We start from the raw sequence: 19,123 nt of genomic DNA, 5'->3' as shown, positions 1-19,123 counted from the left end.
GCGGGCTCGCCCGCTCCCACAGGTTCTGCACTGCCCTCGAGGCTGGCGGTGAACCCTGTGGGAACGGGCAAGCCCGCGAAGGGGCCAGCACAGGAGAAACACAAACGAGAACGCCCCCTCGAAAGGTGGCGTTACGCTGACGCTGGGCTGGTTGTCCGACCAACAGGCGCCCGAGGCTGAAGAAGCGAGCAAGTCAGTGTAAGCCTGTGCTGGCCTCTTCGCGGGCTCGCCCGCTCCTACAGGTACTGCACAGCCCTCGAGGCTGGCGGTGAACCCTGTGGGAGCGGGCGAGCCCGCGAAGGGGCCAGCACTGGAGAAACACAAACGAAAACGCCAGCTCGACAGGTGGCGTTTCTGCTTCAACCAGCCGACGGTCAGTAGTCGTCTTTGTCGAACCGCCGCGCCTCACGCTGCAGCTGGTACACGAAACTCTCGACCTTGCGCTGTGCCGGGCCGCTGAGGTTGTGGAAGCGTACGCCGGCAAAGGTGGTGTTGATGCGCTCTTCATAATGCAGGTGGCGCAGCTCGACCATGGTGTCGACCAGGCCCAGCGGGTTACCCGCCTTGAAGCGCTCATACACCTGGCCCAGTTGCAGGCGGCTTTCGACATCGCCCTCGAAGCGCAGTTTGCAGCCGGTGGCGGAGATGTCCAGCAGCTTGCCGCGCAGGGCACCGTTGCCTTTGAGGTGGGTACCGTCAAGGATCACGTCGACCAGTTGCGACAGCTTCAGCGCGGCGCGGAAGGCATTGCGGCGCTGGTGGTAGGTCATCTCGACTGGCAAGGGGCCGCTGTAGCAGCGGTGGCCGTTGACTTCGCTGATCTTCAGTGCGTGGTTGCATTCCCAGGCAATACGCACGCCGTCGTGGAAGCCTTCGACACGGAAGTGTTCACCGCTCTCGATGAACTTCTCGCCGTCACGGGGGATCATTTCATCCAGCGCCAGGGTGTTGCTTTCACGGTCCACGTGCGTCACGTAGCTCTGGAAGCGGTGGCTGCGGTCATGGAAAGTGATGATCAGTGGGTCGTGGCTTTCTTGCAGTTGCCGCAAGTTGGCCGCAATCTCCAAAGGGGTGCTCAGCACCTTTGGCGGTTGCGGGGCATCTGATTCATTGAACACGGCTTATCGTTCTCCAGGCAAAAGCGACTCACGCAAGTAACGGCATTTTGCCAGTATGTTCCGTGCCTTGATAGAAAAATCAGACTTGGCTGAGGGCGCGTGGCTTGCTCAGCAGCGATGTGCCGCCACGGCTATTGTACAGCGACGGTGAATCACCGCCTTGAAGGATGCGGATCTGGTTATTGGTGACGTGTTGCTGCACCTGGATGATACGGCCATTGGTCTCATTGACTTGCTGGCAGGCTTGCATCAGCTGGCTAATGACGTCGAGTTGCTGCAGTAGCAATGCACCATTTGGCGATTGAGCGGCAACGGCCTCGACCCCTGCGCGATCGGCGCTAAGGCCTAGGCTGGTGAGCAGGTTGCCGCGACGGATCCCTTGCTGCTCGAGCAGCACGATCAAAGACTGCTTGCGCGCCAAGATGCTCTCCAGTGGCGACATGTCGCGACCATGCAAAGCAACGGCTTCTTTCTGCAGGAGCTCAAGCAGCTCCTGCAGCGGGGCAATGTCATCTTCGATCAGTTGCAGCAATGTGGTGTCGTGCATGGCTAACTCTTGGCTTTTCTAGCGTCCGTGAAGTCAGCGCGCCGCTCGGTCAGCGCTGGGCTTCGAAATCAAGCAGTTTGCTGGCGACCCGGCCGGCATCGACCTGGTAGCTGCCGTCGGCGATAGCCTGTTTCAACTGGGCCACACGGGCGCTGTTGACCACCGGTTCGTCGCGCAGCTTGTCGCTGATCTTCTGCAACTGCTGGGCCTCTTGGCTGAGGTGTACCGCTTCTCCGCTGGCGCCGGTGTCTTTCACCGCTTCCTGGCTGGCTGCCGGTTTTTCGGCGCTGCCGGTGGCGCTGTTACCGCGCACGCCGCCCGTGACGGACGGAGAGTTATTCAAACGACTGAAGTCGATGACCATGATCAGAAACCTCTGGGTATTTGGACGCTTGCCTTGTTTTCGGCCAACCCGATAGAAACTTTAGGCACAAATGCGTTGCCGCCTGTCAGCAAGCTCGCCACCCGTTTTCTGACACAGTTTAGGAAATGCGGTTCCGCACCGCCAGCGCCTTCTGGCGATTGGTCTACATGCTGACCTCGACCTGGCCTGGGCCGGTGACCCTGGCCTTGACCACCCGTTTCGAATTGAGGTTGCGTACCCTTATCTGCTCGCTGAGGCCGCCCTTGCTCAGGGCTTCGCCTGGCATGCGCACGCTCAGGCTGCCGGTGCGCGCCACGATGACCACCTGATCACCCTTGCGCACCACCTCGGCCTGCTCCAGGTGCTGCGGGGTGAGCACCTGGTCGATCACCGTGGGGCGCAGCATCTTCATGCCCACGGCCTGGTCCAGTTCGCTGAGGAAGCCTTGGCCCAGGGTGCCGACATCCCGTTCGCGCAGGGCCACGTCGCCTTCACCAACGACGTTGTCACGCTTGAGCGGGCGGGTTACCACCACCACGTCGCGGAACAGCCGCACCGTGGCGGGAACGAATACCGTCCACGGCGCGGCGCCGTTGCAGCGCACCCGTACGGTCACCCGGCCCAGTGGCTGCGCGGGGCTTTCCAGCGAGGCGTCCAGTTGCTGGCTGCATAACGGCATACGCAGGCGCGGGTCCAGTGAGCTGACCTCGATTTCATAGCGGCCGGCGGTCTGGGTACTGGCCAGATAATCTTCGACGGTAAATTCAAGAAACCCTTGGGTGACACCGATAAGCTGTTCAGGCAAGGTGAACGCGTCCGCTAGCGTGCGAACGCCGGGCATCAGCAGGCACAGCGTGGCCAGCGAGCCAGTCAGCAGGCGCGTCAATCGTCGGAAAAATGTCGTTTTCGTGTACATGACGCTCAAAAAAGCAAAGCCCGTGCCGACTCACTGTTCGAGTTGCAACGTAAGGCTGAAATGTTAAGGAGTCTGGCATGGCGGGTGTGATGGATTCGGTCAACCAGCGCACGCAGCTGGTGGGGCAGAATCGCCTGGAGTTGCTGCTGTTCCGCCTCAATGGCGAACAGCTTTACGGCATCAACGTATTCAAGGTCAGGGAAGTGCTGCAATGCCCTGCGCTGACCCTGCTGCCCAAGGCGCACCCGGTGGTGCGCGGGGTGGCCAACATTCGTGGGGCGACCATCCCGATCCTCGACTTGTCGATGGCGACCGGGCTGCGACCGCTGCAGGAAGACACGCGCAAGAGTTTCGTGATCATCACCGAGTACAACACCAAGACCCAGGGCTTTCTGGTGCATTCGGTCGAACGCATCGTCAACATGAACTGGGAAGAGATCCACCCACCACCCAAGGGCACCGGCCGGGACCACTACCTGACCGCCGTCACCCGGGTGGATAACCGCATGGTCGAGATCATCGACGTGGAGAAAGTGCTGGCCGAGGTGGCACCTTCTTCCGAATCGGTATCGGCCGGGGTGGTCGATGCCGAGGTGCAGGACAAGGCCGTGCTGCTGCGGGTGCTGACCGTCGACGATTCGTCGGTGGCACGCAAGCAGGTCAGCCGCTGCCTGCAGACCGTCGGGGTGGAAGTGGTGGCGCTCAATGACGGCCGCCAGGCCTTGAACTACCTGCGCCAGCTGGTGGAGGAGGGCAAGAAGCCGGAAGAGGAGTTCCTGATGATGATCTCCGACATTGAAATGCCGGAAATGGACGGCTATACGCTTACCGCAGAAATTCGCAGTGACCCGCGCATGCAAAAACTGCACATCTGCTTGCATACTTCGCTTTCCGGGGTGTTCAACCAGGCGATGGTCAAGAAGGTCGGCGCTGATGACTTCCTGGCCAAGTTCAAGCCGGACGACCTGGCCCAGCGGGTGGTCGACCGGATCAAGGCAGCGCATTGAAGCAGCCGGGGCAAGCCCTGGCACCAGTGATTGAAAAGAGGCGGCAGTAGTGTCTACGGGTAATTTGGATTTCGAACAGTTCCGGGTCTTCCTGGAGAAAGCCTGTGGCATCCTGCTGGGGGAAAATAAGCAGTACCTGGTTTCCAGCCGTCTCAACAAGCTGATGGAGCAACAGGGCATCAAGAGCCTGGGTGAGCTGGTGCAGCGCATCCAGACCCAGCCGCGCGGCGGCCTGCGCGAGCAGGTGGTCGATGCCATGACCACCAACGAGACCCTGTGGTTTCGCGACACCTATCCATTCGAAGTGCTGAAGAACAAGGTCATTCCCGAGTTCATTCGCAACAACCCTGGGCAGCGGCTGCGCATGTGGTCCGCTGCCTGCTCGTCGGGCCAGGAGCCGTATTCCATCTCGATGGCCATCGACGAGTTCGAGCGCAGCAACCTCGGCCAGCTGAAGATGGGTGCGCAAATCGTGGCTACCGACCTCTCCGGTACCATGCTGACCAACTGCAAGACCGGTGAGTACGACAGCCTGGCGATTGCCCGCGGTTTGTCCCAGGAGCGCCTGCAGCGTTATTTCGACCCCAAGGGGCCTGGGCGCTGGGCGGTCAAGCCGGCGATCCGCAGCCGCGTCGAGTTTCGTGCCTTCAACCTGCTCGACAGCTATGCCAGCCTGGGCAAGTTCGACATCGTGTTCTGCCGCAACGTGTTGATCTACTTCTCGGCGCAGGTGAAGCGCGACATCCTGCTGCGTATTCACAGCACGCTGAAGCCGGGTGGCTACTTGTTCCTCGGCGCCTCGGAGGCGTTGAACGGGTTGCCGGACCATTACCAGATGGTGCAGTGCAGCCCGGGGATCATCTACCAGGCCAAGTAAGCAGAAGGCCGGCGGCGAAAGTTGCCGGCCTTTTTGTTTGCCTGTACCGCCTTCAGGCCTGCATGGCCCCTGTGGGAGCGGGCATGCCCGCGAAGAGGCCGGCTCAGGAAAACTCTGACGTCAAATTTTTGTTTTGCCGCTTTAGCCAACCGGCAATTGCCGCTTTCACTGCCAAAGGCGGAAGGCCTTTGCCGCTTTTCTGGCATCACCCTGACAGCATGCCGCGCGCATACCCCGTAATTTCGGGGGTGCACGGGGGTTGGCACAGCCCTTGCTATAGCTTGCTCAACAAAACTCCGGTCAACCTCTGAAGGTTTCCCCGATATGAGCATCAGTTTCGACAAGGCGCTTGGCATTCACGAAAAGGCCCTGGGCTTCCGCGCCCAGCGCGCCGAAGTGTTGGCCAACAACATTGCCAACGCCGACACGCCCAACTACAAGGCGCGTGACATGGACTTCTCTTCGGTGCTCGCCGCCGAAACCAGCAAGCAGCAAAGTGGCCGCTTTGCCATGGAGCGGACCAACAGCCGGCACATCGAAGCCGAAGGCCTGGCCGTCGCTGCTGACGACACGCTCAAATACCGCACGCCGCTGCAGCCTTCGATCGACCAGAACACCGTCGACGCGCAGATCGAGCAGTCGAACTACACCGAAAACGCCATTGGCTTCCAGGCCAGCTTCACCTTGCTCAACAGTAAATTCAAAGGGCTGGTTTCCGCCCTGCGGGGAGAATGACCATGTCCCTTTCCAGTGTCTTCAATATTGCCGGTAGCGGCATGAGCGCGCAGAACACGCGCCTGAACACCGTCGCTTCCAACATCGCCAACGCCGAGACAGTCTCGTCGAGCATCGACCAGACCTACCGCGCTCGCCATCCGGTGTTCGCCACGACCTTCCAGGATGCACAGGCTGGCGGCAGCCAGTCGCTGTTCGAGGACCAGGGTGAAGCCGGGCAGGGCGTGCAGGTAAAGGGCATCGTCGAAGACCAGAGCAACCTTGAAGCCCGCTACGAGCCGAACCACCCGGCGGCGAACAAGGACGGCTATGTCTACTACCCGAACGTCAACGTGGTCGAGGAGATGGCTGACATGATCTCGGCCAGCCGCGCGTTCCAGACCAACGCCGAGCTGATGAACACGGCCAAGAGCATGATGCAGAAAGTGCTGACCCTCGGGCAGTGATAAGGAATCCAGACCATGGCAATCGAGACTACCGGCGTCAACCTCAATGATGTGCTCACGGCGTCCGGTGTGGGTAGCAGTACGAAGAAAACCACGGATACCGCTTCCAAGACCGGCACTGATTCGTTGGGTAAGGATGCTTTCCTGCAACTGCTTGTAACGCAGATGCAGCATCAGAACCCGCTGGACCCACAGGACAACGGTGAATTCGTTGCTCAGTTGGCGCAGTTCAGCAGCTTGGAAGGTATTACCTCCCTGAATGAGTCGGTTAGCAGTATCACCAATGCCATGGCGTCGTCGCAGGCGCTGCAGGCTTCATCGTTGGTAGGCCGATCGGTGGTGGTGCAGAACGATAAAGCTGTGGTTGATACCACTGAAAGCTTCAATGCCCAGTTCGTTGTGCCTCAGGCTATCAGCGAAGCGAAGATCACCATCAAGGACAAGGACGGCAACACCGTCAAGACCATCGAGTTGGGTGAGCAGAAGGCGGGTTACGCTGACTTCATCTGGGATGGCACCAACAGCAGCGGGGAGAAAGTCGACCCGGGCACCTACACGTTCACTGCCACCACCACAGTAGATGGACAGTCGGTGCAGATGAACACCCTCTTGCCGGCCAAGGTGACCAGCGTCAGCTTCAGCGCAACGGGTGAAATGGTGCTCAACCTCGCCGGTGTCGGCAAGGTGTCTCTTTCCGACGTACAAACCATTGGTATCTAAGGCCCGTTAGCGCGGCACAAGGAGCGAATTCATGTCTTTCAATATCGGCCTTAGCGGTCTGTCTGCGGCGAACAAGCAGTTGGACGTCACTGGTAACAACATCGCCAACGTCAATACAACTGGCTTCAAGTCTTCGCGTGCCGAGTTCGCGGATGTCTACGCGGGTGCCAACCGCTTGGGTGTCGGCAAGAACCAAGTGGGCAACGGGGTGCGCCTGGCTGCCATTTCCCAACAGTTCACCCAGGGCGATGTAAACACCACAGGCAACGTGCTGGACATGGGAATTCAAGGGCAGGGCTTCTTCGTGTTGTCCGATAATGGCTCGCGTGTTTACACCCGTGCAGGTGCTTTCCAGGCCAGCAAGGACAACTTCGTGGTGACTTCCGACGGCTTGCGCCTGCAGGGCTATACCGCTGATGCGGCTGGCAACATTCAGAAGGGTGTACTGAAGGACTTGCAGATTGATACCTCGGCGCTGCAGCCAAAGGCGACCTCCCTGATCGATCAGGGTATCAACCTGAATTCTTCGGCCGCCGATATCCCTCTCGAGGTCGATGACGGCAGTGGCGCGATGGTGCCTAACCTGCCGTTCGATCCTGCCAGCGCGTCGACGTATACCAAGTCGTTCCCGACCAAGGTGTATGACAGCCAGGGCAACGAGCACACCATGGAGCAGTTCTACCGCAAGACCGGCACCAATGAGTGGACCATGTACACCCTGGTCGATGGGCGCAACCCGTTCGACCCATCCTCCACTACACCGCTGACCGGCACCATCAGCTTCAACAGCGATGGCTCGGTCAAGAGCATGACAGCTGATAATACCGGCCACCCGGCGGGTTCGTCTTTCACCGTGACCAACAACACATTCAGCATGACCGGTTGGGTGCCTGCGGTGGAAGATGCGCAGGGTAACTGGGCTTCCAACGGTGCCGTGGGTGACGTCGGTGGTATGCGCCTGGCGATGGACAGCACTACGTCTTACAACACCGAAACCGCGCGAATGTCGCAGTCTCAGGACGGTTACGCCACCGGTATTCTGTCGAGCCTGAGCATCGACGCAACAGGGGTATTGTTCGCCAGCTTCAGCAACGGCAAATCCAACGCCATTGGCCAGGTGGCGCTGGCGAGCTTTGCAAATGAGCAAGGCTTGCAGCAAATTGGCGGTACCCGCTGGACCGAAACCTTCACCTCGGGCATTCCCGGCATAGATGCGCCGAAGACTGGAACCTTGGGAGCTATCGAGTCCAACGCACTGGAAGGCTCGAACGTCAACCTGACCCAAGAGCTTGTTGAGCTGATAAAGGCGCAAAGCAACTATCAGGCGAACGCCAAAACCATTTCCACCGAAAGCACCATCTTGCAGACCGTCATCCAAATGGCCTGATGGCTGCTGTTTGATCGTGTGCACGCGAGCCCCTTTCTTTTTGAAGGGGCTCGTCGTTTTTGCAGGAGGGTTCATGGGCAAATTGCTGGTGGCGTTGTTGATCGCGTTCAGCCTCTACCCAGTGCAAGCTGGTACGGCTAACTGGTGGCGTTGGGAAAGCCAGATCGACGGCCGTCTGGTATGTGCACAATGGCCGCCAGGAGACGGCTGGAGGAAATTCGCCGGTCCCTACAGCAATGGTCGTTGCCGGGAACCTTGATGAGTGAGTGTCAGCGCCCTTCGTGGGCTGGCGCTCTTGGATAAAGCGCTGGCCATGGCGGCTCTGCTTGCTTTAGTGGGGCGGGCCTGGCGCCAGGTGGCTGGTACAAGCTTGCCGCAATCGGCAAGCCGGCGCCGGATAACCGGCGGGCATGGTGCGAATGCGATCCCGAAACCCCCGTATTCCCGGGGGGTTCTCCCAAAAACATGAAGTTGGTTCGGAACTTGCTTCTTTGCCAGTAAAGCAGCGGCGTACGGCAAACGAGCGCCAGTGCAGCGGAGGATGACTGTGGACAAGATGCTTTACGTGGCCATGACCGGCGCCAGCCAGAACGCGCTGGCGCAGAAGGCCCACGCCAACAACCTGGCGAACATTTCCACCAACGGTTTTCAGCGTGACCTGGAGCAGGCCCGTTCGATGCCGGTGTTTGGCGACAGCTTTCCGGCGCGCGCCTTTGCCATGACCGAGCGTCCGGCCACCGACTTCAGCGAAGGGCCGATGGTCGAAACTGGTCGAGATCTGGACGTGACAGTAACCGGCAAAGGTTTCATCGCTGTACAAGCGCCGGACGGTAGCGAGGCCTATGTTCGTACAGGCAGCCTGAATATCGATGCTTTGGGGGTGCTGCGTGCCGGCAACGGCATGCCCGTGATCGGCAACGGCGGCCCGATTGCCATCCCGCCAGAACAGAAGGTGGAGGTGGGCGCCGATGGCACCATCAGCATTCGTTCCATGGGTGAAGACCCGCGAGTGATGGCCGAGGTCGACCGTATAAAGCTGGTCAACCCGGACACCAAGGGTCTTACCAAAGGCCTCGATGGCATGATCCATACCACCTCTGGCCAGCCAGCCGACGCCGACGTCAACGTGCGGGTGGTATCTGGTTTTCTCGAGGGCAGCAACGTCAACGCCGTCGAAGAGATGACCTCGGTCCTGGCGCTGTCGCGTCAATTTGAACTGCACGTCAAGATGATGAATGCGGCCAAGGAAGGCGACGAAGCCATGGCGCGTGTTTTGCAAATCGGCTAATCACTTTTGAACGGGTGCCGTAAAACAGGCGCACGAGGAGAACACTAATGCTTCCGGCTCTTTGGGTCGCTAAAACCGGCCTGTCCGCCCAGGACACTAACCTCACGGTCATCTCCAACAACCTGGCCAACGTCTCGACCACCGGTTTCAAGCGTGATCGTGCCGAATTCCAGGACCTGCTTTACCAGATCAAACGCCAGCCTGGCGCACAGTCCACCCAGGACAGCGAACTGCCCTCGGGCCTGCAGGTCGGTACCGGCGTGCGCATTGTCGGTACGCAGAAAAACTTCCAGACGGGTAGCCTGCAAACGACCGAGAACCCGTTGGACATGGCGGTCAACGGCCGTGGTTTCTTCCAGGTGCTGCAGCCTGACGGCACCGTTTCGTACACACGTGACGGGACCTTCCACCTGAACTCTGACGGCCAGATCGTCACTGCCAACGGTTTTGCCCTGGAACCCGCCATCGTTGTGCCTAACGACGCGCAGACCTTTACCGTCGGCCAGGACGGCACCGTGTCTATCACGACCGCCGGCAACCCTGCAGCGCAGGTGATCGGCAACATCCAGACCGCCGATTTCATCAACCCGGCCGGCCTGCAGGCAATCGGCGACAACCTGTTCCTGGAAACCGCGGCCAGTGGCGCGCCGCAAGTCGGCACCCCGGGCCTGAACGGTTTCGGCACCACCCTGCAGCAGACCCTGGAAAACTCCAACGTCAGCACCGTAGAAGAGCTGGTGAACATGATCACCACTCAGCGCGCCTACGAGATGAACTCCAAGGTCATCTCCACCGCCGACCAGATGCTGTCGTTCGTTACTCAACAGCTCTGAGGCCGGCAGCTCTGAGCCTGGTAGTTTTTTGCACTCGTGAGGTAAGCGTCATGAATCGTCTGTTGTCCGTTTTCGCCCTGGGGGGGGCGGTGTTGCTGGCAGGTTGCGTCGCGCCGACGCCCAAGCCCAACGACCCGTACTACGCGCCGGTTCTGCCGCGCACCCCACTGCCGGCAGCGGCCAACAACGGTTCGATCTACCAGGCCGGTTTCGAGCAGAACCTGTACAGCGACCGTAAAGCGTTCCGGGTGGGTGACATCATTACCATTACCCTCAACGAGCGTACATCGGCTAGCAAGAACGCCGGCTCGCAGATCGCCAAGACCAGCAAGACCGATATTGGCCTGACCTCGCTGTTTGGAGGCTCGCCGAACACCAATAACCCATTCGGCGGGGGTGATCTGTCGCTGGAGGCCGGTTACAGCGGTGACCGCGCCACCAAAGGCGACAGCAAGGCGACCCAGGGCAATACCCTGACGGGTTCGATCACCGTTACCGTGGCCGAGGTGTTGCCCAACGGCATCATCGCCGTGCGCGGCGAGAAGTGGATGACCTTGAATACCGGCGAGGAGCTGGTGCGCATTGCCGGCATGGTCCGTGCCGACGACATCGCCACCGATAACACCGTACCGTCCACCCGTGTGGCCGACGCGCGCATTACCTATTCCGGTACCGGCTCGTTCGCCGATGCCAGCCAGCCTGGTTGGCTGGACCGCTTCTTCCTCAGCCCGCTTTGGCCTTTCTGAGTACGGATGACCATGTTCAACGTGAGGCAGCTGATTGCCGCAACCCTGCTCCTGTCCTGTGCCTGTGTGGCCCAGGCCGAGCGCCTGAAGGATATCGCCAGTATTTCTGGCGTGCGCTCCAACCAGTTGATTGGCTATGGCCTGGTGGTTGGCCTGAACGGTACGGGTGACCAGACCACCCAGACCCCGTTTACCCTGCAAACCTTCAACAACATGCTGTCGCAGTTCGGCATCAAGGTGCCGCCAGGCTCCGGTAACGTGCAGTTGAAAAACGTCGCTGCCGTGTCGGTGCATGCCGACTTGCCGCCGTTCGCCAAGCCGGGCCAGGTGGTCGACATTACCGTGTCCTCGATCGGTAACTCGAAGAGCCTACGCGGCGGCAGCCTGCTGATGACCCCGCTCAAGGGGATTGACGGTAACGTCTACGCTATCGCCCAGGGCAACCTGGTGGTCGGCGGCTTCGACGCCGAGGGCCGTGACGGCTCGAAGATCACCGTCAACGTTCCGTCGGCGGGTCGGATTCCAGGTGGTGCCAGCGTGGAGCGGGCCGTGCCAAGCGGCTTCAACCAAGGCAATACCCTGACCTTGAACCTGAACCGCCCCGATTTCACCACTGCCAAACGTATCGTCGACAAAGTCAACGACCTGCTGGGCCCGGGTGTGGCCCAGGCGGTGGACGGTGGCTCGGTGCGGGTCAGTGCGCCGATGGACCCAAGCCAGCGCGTGGACTACCTGTCGGTCCTGGAAAACCTGGAAATCGATCCCGGCCAGGCGGTGGCCAAAGTCATCATCAATTCGCGTACCGGTACCATCGTCATTGGCCAGAACGTGAAGGTTTCACCAGCGGCGGTGACCCACGGCAGCCTGACCGTGACCATTACCGAAGACCCGATCGTCAGCCAGCCGGGCCCGCTCTCCAACGGCCAGACTGCCGTGGTGCCACGCTCGCGGGTCAATGCGGAGCAGGAGGCCAAGCCGATGTTCAAGTTCGGCCCAGGCACCACGCTGGATGAAATCGTCCGCGCGGTGAACCAGGTGGGCGCGGCACCTGGCGACCTTATGGCCATCCTCGAAGCCCTGAAACAGGCCGGCGCCTTGCAAGCCGACCTGATCGTGATCTGAGGGCGGCGCCGATGAACAGCAAAAGCCTGGTTTCTGGCAGCGGCGACAGCGGTGCTTACACCGACCTCAATCGCCTCAGTTCGCTCAAGCATGGTGACCGCGACAGCGATGCCAACGTACGCAAGGTGGCCCAGGAGTTCGAGTCGCTATTCATCAGCGAAATGCTCAAGGCCTCACGCAAGGCCAGCGACGTGCTGGCCGACGACAACCCGATGAACACCGAAACGGTCAAGCAGTATCGCGACATGTATGACCAGCAATTGGCCGTGAGCATGTCCCGCGAGGGGGGCGGTATCGGCCTGCAGGACGTGTTGGTGCGCCAGTTGTCGAAAAAGAAGAGTGCATCGGTCAATACCAGCCCGTTCCCGCACGTTGAAGGCCGCGCCCCGGCGCTATGGGGCAACAAGGTAGCTGAGCCCGTGCAAGCCACCCTGGCGAGCGCTAACCGCAATGATGTAGCGGCGCTCAATTCGCGGCGCCTGGCCTTGCCGAGCAAACTCACCGACCGCCTTTTGGCTGGTATCGTGCCGTCGGCGGCCAGCCCGAACAACGCCGCCGTACCTGCCCGTGACGGCCAGCAACCGGCCAAGGTCTTTGCCGTGCCGGACAACGGCCTGCGTATTGTCGGTCGCGCGGTGGCCCAGCCGCCGCTGGCGCCGAAAAAGGCGTTCGCCGACAGTGATGAATTTGTCGCCACCATGCTGCCGATGGCCGAGCAAGCCGCCAAGCGCATTGGTATCGACCCTCGCTATCTGGTAGCCCAGGCCGCGCTGGAAACCGGTTGGGGCAAGTCGGTGATGCGCAACAGCGACGGCAGTAGCAGCCATAACCTGTTTGGCATCAAGGCAACTGGGAACTGGGAGGGCGGCGAGGCGAGGGCGATTACCAGCGAGTTCCGCGATGGCCAGTTCGTCAAGGAAACGGCAGCGTTCCGTTCGTACGATTCCTATCAGGACAGCTTCCATGACCTGGTAAACCTGTTGCAGAACAATTCGCGCTATCAAGATGCGGTGAAAGCCGCCGATAAACCTGAACAGTTCGTGCAAGAGTTGCAAAAGGCCGGGTACGCCACCGACCCGAATTACGCCAGCAAGATCTCGCAGATAGCAAAACAGATGAAGTCGTACGAGCACTACGCGCTGCTCGGTACCGCAACGAAAATTTAAAGGTAGGAAACCATGGCGAGTCTGATCAACATTGGTATGTCGGGGCTGGGTGCCGCGCAGTCGGGGATGTATACCCTCGGTAACAACATTGCCAATGCCGACGTCGAGAGCTACTCGCGCCAGCAGAACGTACAAAAGAGCAAGGGTGGTCAGCAGGTCGGCCAGGTCTTTATTGGCAGTGGCACTACTTTGGCCGATGTGCGTCGAGTGTATAACGCGTTCCTCGAGAACCAGCTGCGTACTACAACGTCGCTCAGTAGTGAGGCGAGCACGTACCTTAACCAGATCACCCCGCTGGATACTGCCCTGTCGAGCAGCGATACCGGTATCACCGCAGCGTTGCAAAGTTTCTTCACTGCCATGCAGGACTCTGCGGCCAAGCCCACCGAGGACGCCTCGCGCCAGTTGTTGTTAACCAGTGCGCAGTCCTTGGCCAAGCGCTTCAACACGCTGTCAGCGCAGCTCAACCAGCAAAACAGCAACATCAACGCCAACATGGCGTCGCTCACCGATCAGGTTAACAACCTGACCAAGACCATCGCTGATCTGAATGAGCAGATATCTCGCGTCAGCGCAATCTCCGGCCAGCCCAATGACCTGCTCGACCAGCGTGATGGTGCGGTACGTGAGCTGAACAAATTGATTGGCGCCGATGTGGTCGAGCGCGACGGTAACTACGATATTTACCTGAAGAATGGCCAGGCGCTGGTGCTGGGCAAGACCACCCAGACCTTGGGGGTGGCGCCAAGCGCGACGGACCCGACCCGTATGAGTCTGATCCTCAATCGCGGTTCGACCAAGATGGATATCACCAGCACCACCAGCGGTGGCGAACTTGGCGGTTTGATCCGCTATCGCTCGGAAACGCTCGACCCTGCGCTCAACGAGCTGGGGCGTGTTGCCTTGGTAGTGGCGGATGCCATCAATAGCCAGTTGGCGCAGGGCATCGACAAAAATGGTGATTTCGGGGCGACCTTGTTTGGTGATATCAACAGCGCTGCGGCTATCAGCCAGCGCAGTATCGCCAAGCAGAACAACAGCCCAGGCTCAGGCAACCTCGATGTGACCATCAAGGATACCGGTAAGCTGACCACCAGCGATTACCAAGTGACCTTCACCAGCGACAAGCAGTACACGGTCCGCAAGTTGCCCGATGGCACCGACATGGGTAGCTACAGCCTCGATGATGACCCGGCCCCGGTGATCGACGGTTTCACCCTTGCCCTCAATGGCGGAGGCCTGAGCGCGGGTGACAGTTTCAAGATCACACCCACCCGCAACGCCGCAGCCAATATCGAGACGGTTCTGACCGACCCCAAACGCTTGGCGCTGGCCGCGCCGCTGAGCGCCACCAGCGGTTCTGGCAATAAGGGGACTGGCGTCATAACCCAGCCGACCCTGACATCCGAGCTGGACATCTCCGATGCAGCCCAGCGTTCGTTGTTGCAGACCGGCCTGAAGTATTCCACCCCGGTCAAGCTCGTTTTCGGTGACAACAGTACCTCGCCCCAGGCCTACAAAATGTATGACGCCAAGGGCACCGAGATTGGCAGCGGCACCATCGTGCCGGGCCAAGACAACAAACTGCAGCTATCGGTACCAATGGTCGATGGCAACGGCAACTCGCTGGGTAGCAGCTTCACTTTCGAGATGAACGTTTCCGGCGCCCCGCAAAATGGCGACAGCTACACCGTGGCGTTGACCGGCGCAGGTTCTGCGGACAACCGCAACAGCCAGTCGGTGATCGATTTGCAGACCAAGCCTACGGTCGAAGTGGGGGCCAATGGCAAGGGTATCAGCTTCACTGATGCCTACGCCAAACTGGCATCCGGCGTTGGTGGCAAGGCCGGGCAGGCGCAGATGGACGGCGATGCTACCAGCGCTCTCCACACTTCTGCGCAGGACAGCCGCGACGGTGTGTCGGGTGTGTCGATCGATGAAGAGACCGGTAACCTGATCAAGTTCCAGCAGTACTACACCGCGTCGTCGCAGATCATCAAGGCGGCCCAGGAAACCTTCGCCACCCTGATCAACAGCCTTTAAGGAGCCTTGGATCGTGAGCGTACGCATCTCGACTTCCCAGTTCTACAACACCAATAGTGCCAACTATCAGAGCAACTTCGCCAAGACGGTGAAGACTCAGCAGGAGGCCAGCGATGGCATTCGCGTGCGCTCGGCCAAGGATGATCCGGTGGGCGCGGCGCGGTTGTTGCAGTTGGAGCAGCAGCAGAACATGTTGAAGCAGTACGGCAGCAACATTACCAACGTGCGCAATGCGCTGGGCACGGCCGAGAGCACCCTGAATTCGATCGGGAACATTTTGCAACGGGTCAACGAGTTGGCGGTGAGCTCGGGTAACGGCGCCTTTACCGATGCCGATCGCAAGGCCAATGCTGATGAACTGGCTTCGCTGGAGGATCAACTGTTCAACCTTATGAACAGCAGGGACGAGAGCGGCAAATACATTTTCTCCGGCTCCCGGGGCGATACGCCACCGTATGTGCGTAATGCAGACGGTACCTACAGTTACCAGGGTGATCAGGGCAAGCTCAATCTTCAGGTTGGTGACATGCTTAGCCTAGCGGCCAACGAAACCGGTTACGATGCTTTCGAACAAGCACTGAATACCAGCCGCAGCGAGACTACGCTGACCGCCCCGGCCACTGATGATGGCCGCATCAGCCTGTCCAATGGCCAGGTTTCCGGAAACTCCGCCTTCAATGATCAGTTCCGCAGCGGCGAACCTTACACCATCGAATTCACCAGCAGCACCGAATACAAGATCACCGATGCCAATGGCAATGACGTGACGCTGGAAGCCAGTCAGGGCGGCAAATTCGATCCTGATAGCGACAACGCCACCATCAGTTTCCGAGGTGTCGATCTACGCCTGGACGTCAACTTCAAAGAGGGTGACAAAGGCAACGAGGATGCGGTCATTGCAGGACATTCGTTCAGTTTGAGCTCCAAGGCCGATGAAGTGTCCGGTACACGAAGCCCTGGCAATAGCTCCTCGGCACAGGTCACTGGCGCTACCATCACGGATCAAGATGTTTACAAAGCGGCGTTTCCTGCCGGCGGCGCAGTGTTGAAGTTTACCGGTGCCAACGCTTTTGAGTTGTACGCGTCACCTGTGACTGAAGACAGCCGCCCGGTTGCCTCCGGAACACTGGGTGGGCCCAATGGCACCACCGCGAGCGCCATGGGGGTCAGCTTCGAGCTGTCTGCCGCGCCTGGCGCCGGAGACTCGTTCGGGATCAAGGTTGATACCCATCAAACCCAGAATGTGCTCGATACCATCAGCAAACTGCGCGCTGCACTGAGTACCCCGCAGGACGGCGACGCGACAGCTCGGCAGAACTTCCTGGCGTCGTTGGATTCGGCCGTTGGCAACGTCAGCAGCGCGATCAACCAAGTGTCTTCGTCGGTCAGTTCTATTGGTGGGCGCGGCCAGGCGCTGGATGTCCAGGCTGAAACCAACGAAGCATTGGGTACCGAAAACGCCAAGACTCAAAGCTCGATCCGTGAGAGCGACCCAGCCGAGGTTATGTTGCGCCTGCAGATGCAGACCAACATGTTACAGGCCTCTTTGCAGGCCTATGCCAAGGTGGCCGGGCTTTCGCTGGTCAATTACATCTGATAACGCGGCCTGCGTTATCAAGCATGCGTCGTCACCCTCAGGTGCGGCGCATTTTTTTTAAAGGTCATCAACGTGAATCAACAGCCCCTTGTCAGTATCGTCATTCCTGCGTTTAACCCACGTTATTTCAACGAGGCGCTGAAGAGTGCGCTGGACCAGACTTACCCGAATCTTGAAATACTGATCGGGGACGATAGCGAAGGCTCTGCAATCGAAGCTATGGTCGAGGTCGCCAGTGGACGACTGCCTGGGCGTGTGCACTATCGGCGCAACCCGAGGCGTTTGGGTTTGGCAGCCAACGTGCTGGCCTTGCTCGAAGCTGCTCAGGGCGAACTGGTCAAAGTGCTGTGTGACGACGACCGCTTGCTGGCGCGCTGCGTGGAGCAGCAGGCTGCCGCTTTCCAGCATGCCGAAGTCAAAGTGTCGCTCGCTCAGCGGGTGTTCTGCGATGCGGGTGACTTCGTCTTGCCTCAGCGCCTCCAGAACGTGGCGTTCGCCAACACCGACAGCATGTTCAAGGGGTCCGATGTGCTGGCGATCCTGGCGGGCAGCCCGGTCAACTTCCTTGGCAATTTTTCGTCGGCGCTGTTCTATAGACGCGAAGCCGCGGAGATTCTCAAGGTTCTTATCAATCAGGAACAACAGTTCGAGGCACTGCTTGATCTGGTGCTGTTCGTTTGTCTGATGCGTCACGGTGAAGTCGCCGTCATGCGCAGCGCTGCTATTATCGAGCGCCTGCACCCGGAGCGACTCAGCCTGGATGACTCGGTCAAGGCATCCACGCAGCAGGAGTGGGGGTGGCTCACGCAGATGCTCAAGGCCCGCGGTGGAGATGCACCAGTTGCTTCCGGCTGGGTGCGCTTTGTTGAAATGGCGCGAGTGTCTGAAGTGCCTCGGCAGTGGCAGGAACTGTGCCTGTTGCGCACCTTGTCGACTTGGCAGTGTCGCCTAAATGGCAGGGTTGGTAGCAACAGCGACAGTTATGAAGCTTTTTACCGCCAATGGCTGCAGGACCGGCAGTTAAGTAGTGCGCAACTGCGGATGACCTCAGATGTGGTTGCCGCGTGGCCCGTGCGGCCGCGTATCGCGGTGATCGTGCGCGACCTCGATGGCGATTCGAAGGGGCTTGAGGTGACGTTGGCGAGTATTGCAGCTCAGCACTATGGCGCCACCACTACCATAGTGGTCAGCGAGCTGGATTTGGCGGCACAAGCTGGTCGCGTAAGCCTAGCGCCGGCTACGGACTGGACGCGCCAACTGAATGAAATCATAGGCGGGCTGGATGCTGCCGATTGGATCTACCTGCTGCAGTCGGGAGACAAGCTTGCGCCGACCGCTCTGCTGGTCATGGCCGAGCGCGCGGCGCTGCAATCTTCCGTGGGCTGCCTGTACAGTGATGAGGGCGGCCTCAAGGAAGACGGGCCGTGTGAACCGGTGTTCAAGCCGGATTTCAATCTCGATCTGTATCGTTCCTATCCGTATCTAGGGCGTACCCTGGCGTTACGGCGTGAATGGGTGTTGGCCCTTGGCGGTCTCGATGGTCGATATCGTGCGCTGGCCACCCATGATCTGGTCTGGCGCCTGGTCGAGAATGTTGGTCCCCAGGCGGTAGAACATATTCCAGAAATTCAGGTCCAGTCTGGTGCTGATTACGCGCAGTGGTTGTCTTCGCGCGATGTGGCGCAAGAAAGCGAGCTGGTTGTTGCCGCGCATTTGAGCCGACTGGGCGTTGCTCACCAGATCCGTCATGATGAGATGGCACTGCTCAATCGTATTGATTACCTGCATGAGCAACAGCCACTCGTGTCCGTGCTGGTGTGCGTCGATGAGCGGCAGGCAGGTTTGCAGGCGACTCTCGAAAGCGTATTGCAGCATACCGCCTATGAGCGCTACGAGATCATCGTCGTGCACGATGATCGGGTAACGCCGGCAACATCGGACTGGTTGCGGCGGATGCAAGGGTTTTCCTCAATGTTGCGAATCCTGCCAGTGGCGGGGGAATGCTCGGTCGCGCATATGCTCAACCATGCGGTTCAAGCCAGTCTGGGCGACTATCTGGTTACGCTGGGGTGCAGCTATTGTGTGCTGAACGACACTTGGCTTGATGAGCTGCTCAACCATGCCGGCCGCCCGGAAGTCGCCGCGGTAGGCGGCAAGCTGTTCGACAGCCAGGGCAACATTGCCAGCGCGGGCATGGTGCTGGGGGTGGGG

The 19,123-nt window shown here is 59.8% G+C and carries 19 protein-coding genes; 15 read left to right on the top strand and 4 right to left on the bottom strand.

Annotated features, from left to right (window positions below):
* Positions 1-374 precede the first annotated feature (374 nt).
* The 4 genes from APH30_RS18525 to flgA form a co-directional block, all read right to left on the bottom strand.
* The gene (locus tag APH30_RS18525) at positions 375-1,118 is read right to left on the bottom strand and encodes a flagellar brake protein (RefSeq protein WP_009684253.1); all 744 of its coding nucleotides are present in this window, start codon (positions 1,116-1,118) and stop codon (positions 375-377) included.
* 79 nt (positions 1,119-1,197) lie between these two features.
* Positions 1,198-1,665 carry a flagella synthesis protein FlgN gene (locus tag APH30_RS18520; RefSeq protein WP_054913401.1) on the bottom strand — a complete coding sequence of 156 codons (468 nt, stop codon included), beginning with the start codon at positions 1,663-1,665 and terminating at the stop codon, positions 1,198-1,200.
* 49 nt (positions 1,666-1,714) lie between these two features.
* Positions 1,715-2,029, bottom strand: a complete 315-nt coding sequence (flgM, locus tag APH30_RS18515) for a flagellar biosynthesis anti-sigma factor FlgM (RefSeq protein ID WP_009684251.1) — start codon at positions 2,027-2,029, stop codon at positions 1,715-1,717.
* 163 nt (positions 2,030-2,192) lie between these two features.
* Positions 2,193-2,945, bottom strand: coding sequence for a flagellar basal body P-ring formation chaperone FlgA (flgA, locus tag APH30_RS18510; RefSeq protein ID WP_054913400.1), 753 nt, complete (start codon positions 2,943-2,945; stop codon positions 2,193-2,195).
* 77 nt (positions 2,946-3,022) lie between these two features.
* On the opposite strand from flgA, the gene APH30_RS18505 reads away from it, so the two are divergent.
* The 15 genes from APH30_RS18505 to APH30_RS18440 form a co-directional block, all read left to right on the top strand.
* Positions 3,023-3,952 (top strand): chemotaxis protein CheV, encoded by a 930-nt coding sequence (locus APH30_RS18505; protein WP_009684249.1) that lies wholly within the window; start codon positions 3,023-3,025, stop codon positions 3,950-3,952.
* A gap of 49 nt (positions 3,953-4,001) precedes the next feature.
* Complete coding sequence (gene cheR, locus APH30_RS18500; RefSeq protein WP_009684248.1) at positions 4,002-4,829, top strand: protein-glutamate O-methyltransferase CheR; 828 nt, start codon at positions 4,002-4,004, stop codon at positions 4,827-4,829.
* 324 nt (positions 4,830-5,153) lie between these two features.
* Positions 5,154-5,564, top strand: a complete 411-nt coding sequence (flgB, locus tag APH30_RS18495; protein WP_009684247.1) for a flagellar basal body rod protein FlgB — start codon at positions 5,154-5,156, stop codon at positions 5,562-5,564.
* Positions 5,565-5,566: 2 nt separating this feature from the next.
* Positions 5,567-6,010 (top strand): flagellar basal body rod protein FlgC, encoded by a 444-nt coding sequence (flgC, locus tag APH30_RS18490; RefSeq protein ID WP_025340101.1) that lies wholly within the window; start codon positions 5,567-5,569, stop codon positions 6,008-6,010.
* Positions 6,011-6,025: 15 nt separating this feature from the next.
* Positions 6,026-6,730 carry a flagellar hook assembly protein FlgD gene (gene flgD, locus APH30_RS18485; RefSeq protein ID WP_054913399.1) on the top strand — a complete coding sequence of 235 codons (705 nt, stop codon included), beginning with the start codon at positions 6,026-6,028 and terminating at the stop codon, positions 6,728-6,730.
* A gap of 31 nt (positions 6,731-6,761) precedes the next feature.
* Positions 6,762-8,117 (top strand): flagellar hook protein FlgE, encoded by a 1,356-nt coding sequence (gene flgE, locus APH30_RS18480; protein WP_054913398.1) that lies wholly within the window; start codon positions 6,762-6,764, stop codon positions 8,115-8,117.
* A 73-nt stretch (positions 8,118-8,190) separates the two neighbouring features.
* Complete coding sequence (locus APH30_RS28180; RefSeq protein WP_082416212.1) at positions 8,191-8,376, top strand: hypothetical protein; 186 nt, start codon at positions 8,191-8,193, stop codon at positions 8,374-8,376.
* Positions 8,377-8,664: 288 nt separating this feature from the next.
* Positions 8,665-9,405 carry a flagellar basal body rod protein FlgF gene (locus APH30_RS18475; RefSeq protein ID WP_054913402.1) on the top strand — a complete coding sequence of 247 codons (741 nt, stop codon included), beginning with the start codon at positions 8,665-8,667 and terminating at the stop codon, positions 9,403-9,405.
* Positions 9,406-9,452: 47 nt separating this feature from the next.
* Positions 9,453-10,238 carry a flagellar basal-body rod protein FlgG gene (gene flgG / locus APH30_RS18470; RefSeq protein WP_015271239.1) on the top strand — a complete coding sequence of 262 codons (786 nt, stop codon included), beginning with the start codon at positions 9,453-9,455 and terminating at the stop codon, positions 10,236-10,238.
* Positions 10,239-10,288: 50 nt separating this feature from the next.
* Positions 10,289-10,984: a flagellar basal body L-ring protein FlgH gene (gene flgH, locus APH30_RS18465; RefSeq protein WP_054913397.1), complete on the top strand. Its 696-nt coding sequence runs from the start codon at positions 10,289-10,291 to the stop codon at positions 10,982-10,984.
* Between the two features lie 12 nt (positions 10,985-10,996).
* A complete protein-coding gene (locus tag APH30_RS18460) occupies positions 10,997-12,106 on the top strand; it encodes a flagellar basal body P-ring protein FlgI (RefSeq protein ID WP_009684238.1) in 1,110 nt (369 codons plus the stop codon).
* A gap of 11 nt (positions 12,107-12,117) precedes the next feature.
* Positions 12,118-13,272 carry a flagellar assembly peptidoglycan hydrolase FlgJ gene (gene flgJ / locus APH30_RS18455; protein WP_054913396.1) on the top strand — a complete coding sequence of 385 codons (1,155 nt, stop codon included), beginning with the start codon at positions 12,118-12,120 and terminating at the stop codon, positions 13,270-13,272.
* A gap of 12 nt (positions 13,273-13,284) precedes the next feature.
* Positions 13,285-15,315, top strand: a complete 2,031-nt coding sequence (gene flgK / locus APH30_RS18450) for a flagellar hook-associated protein FlgK (RefSeq protein ID WP_054913395.1) — start codon at positions 13,285-13,287, stop codon at positions 15,313-15,315.
* A 13-nt stretch (positions 15,316-15,328) separates the two neighbouring features.
* Complete coding sequence (locus tag APH30_RS18445; protein WP_054913394.1) at positions 15,329-16,912, top strand: flagellar hook-associated protein 3; 1,584 nt, start codon at positions 15,329-15,331, stop codon at positions 16,910-16,912.
* 72 nt (positions 16,913-16,984) lie between these two features.
* The coding region (locus APH30_RS18440) for a glycosyltransferase family 2 protein (protein ID WP_156326553.1) at positions 16,985-19,123 on the top strand (2,139 nt) is incomplete at its 3' end.

Source organism: Pseudomonas sp. NBRC 111127 (assembly GCF_001320345.1).
In the GTDB taxonomy this organism is placed as follows: Bacteria; Pseudomonadota; Gammaproteobacteria; order Pseudomonadales; family Pseudomonadaceae; genus Aquipseudomonas; species Aquipseudomonas juntendi.
The sequence above is the reverse complement of the archived record's forward strand: the minus strand, read 5'-3'. Positions and strand labels throughout refer to the sequence as shown.

Coding starts and splice junctions, on each gene's coding strand:
- flgA (WP_054913400.1), bottom strand. CDS start 2,945: ATGTACACGAAAACGACATTTTTCCGACGATTGACGCGCCTGCTGACT.
- flgM (WP_009684251.1), bottom strand. CDS start 2,029: ATGGTCATCGACTTCAGTCGTTTGAATAACTCTCCGTCCGTCACGGGC.
- APH30_RS18460 (WP_009684238.1), top strand. CDS start 10,997: ATGTTCAACGTGAGGCAGCTGATTGCCGCAACCCTGCTCCTGTCCTGT.
- flgG (WP_015271239.1), top strand. CDS start 9,453: ATGCTTCCGGCTCTTTGGGTCGCTAAAACCGGCCTGTCCGCCCAGGAC.
- flgH (WP_054913397.1), top strand. CDS start 10,289: ATGAATCGTCTGTTGTCCGTTTTCGCCCTGGGGGGGGCGGTGTTGCTG.
- flgE (WP_054913398.1), top strand. CDS start 6,762: ATGTCTTTCAATATCGGCCTTAGCGGTCTGTCTGCGGCGAACAAGCAG.
- APH30_RS18505 (WP_009684249.1), top strand. CDS start 3,023: ATGGCGGGTGTGATGGATTCGGTCAACCAGCGCACGCAGCTGGTGGGG.
- APH30_RS28180 (WP_082416212.1), top strand. CDS start 8,191: ATGGGCAAATTGCTGGTGGCGTTGTTGATCGCGTTCAGCCTCTACCCA.
- flgD (WP_054913399.1), top strand. CDS start 6,026: ATGGCAATCGAGACTACCGGCGTCAACCTCAATGATGTGCTCACGGCG.
- APH30_RS18520 (WP_054913401.1), bottom strand. CDS start 1,665: ATGCACGACACCACATTGCTGCAACTGATCGAAGATGACATTGCCCCG.
- flgC (WP_025340101.1), top strand. CDS start 5,567: ATGTCCCTTTCCAGTGTCTTCAATATTGCCGGTAGCGGCATGAGCGCG.
- flgK (WP_054913395.1), top strand. CDS start 13,285: ATGGCGAGTCTGATCAACATTGGTATGTCGGGGCTGGGTGCCGCGCAG.
- flgJ (WP_054913396.1), top strand. CDS start 12,118: ATGAACAGCAAAAGCCTGGTTTCTGGCAGCGGCGACAGCGGTGCTTAC.
- flgB (WP_009684247.1), top strand. CDS start 5,154: ATGAGCATCAGTTTCGACAAGGCGCTTGGCATTCACGAAAAGGCCCTG.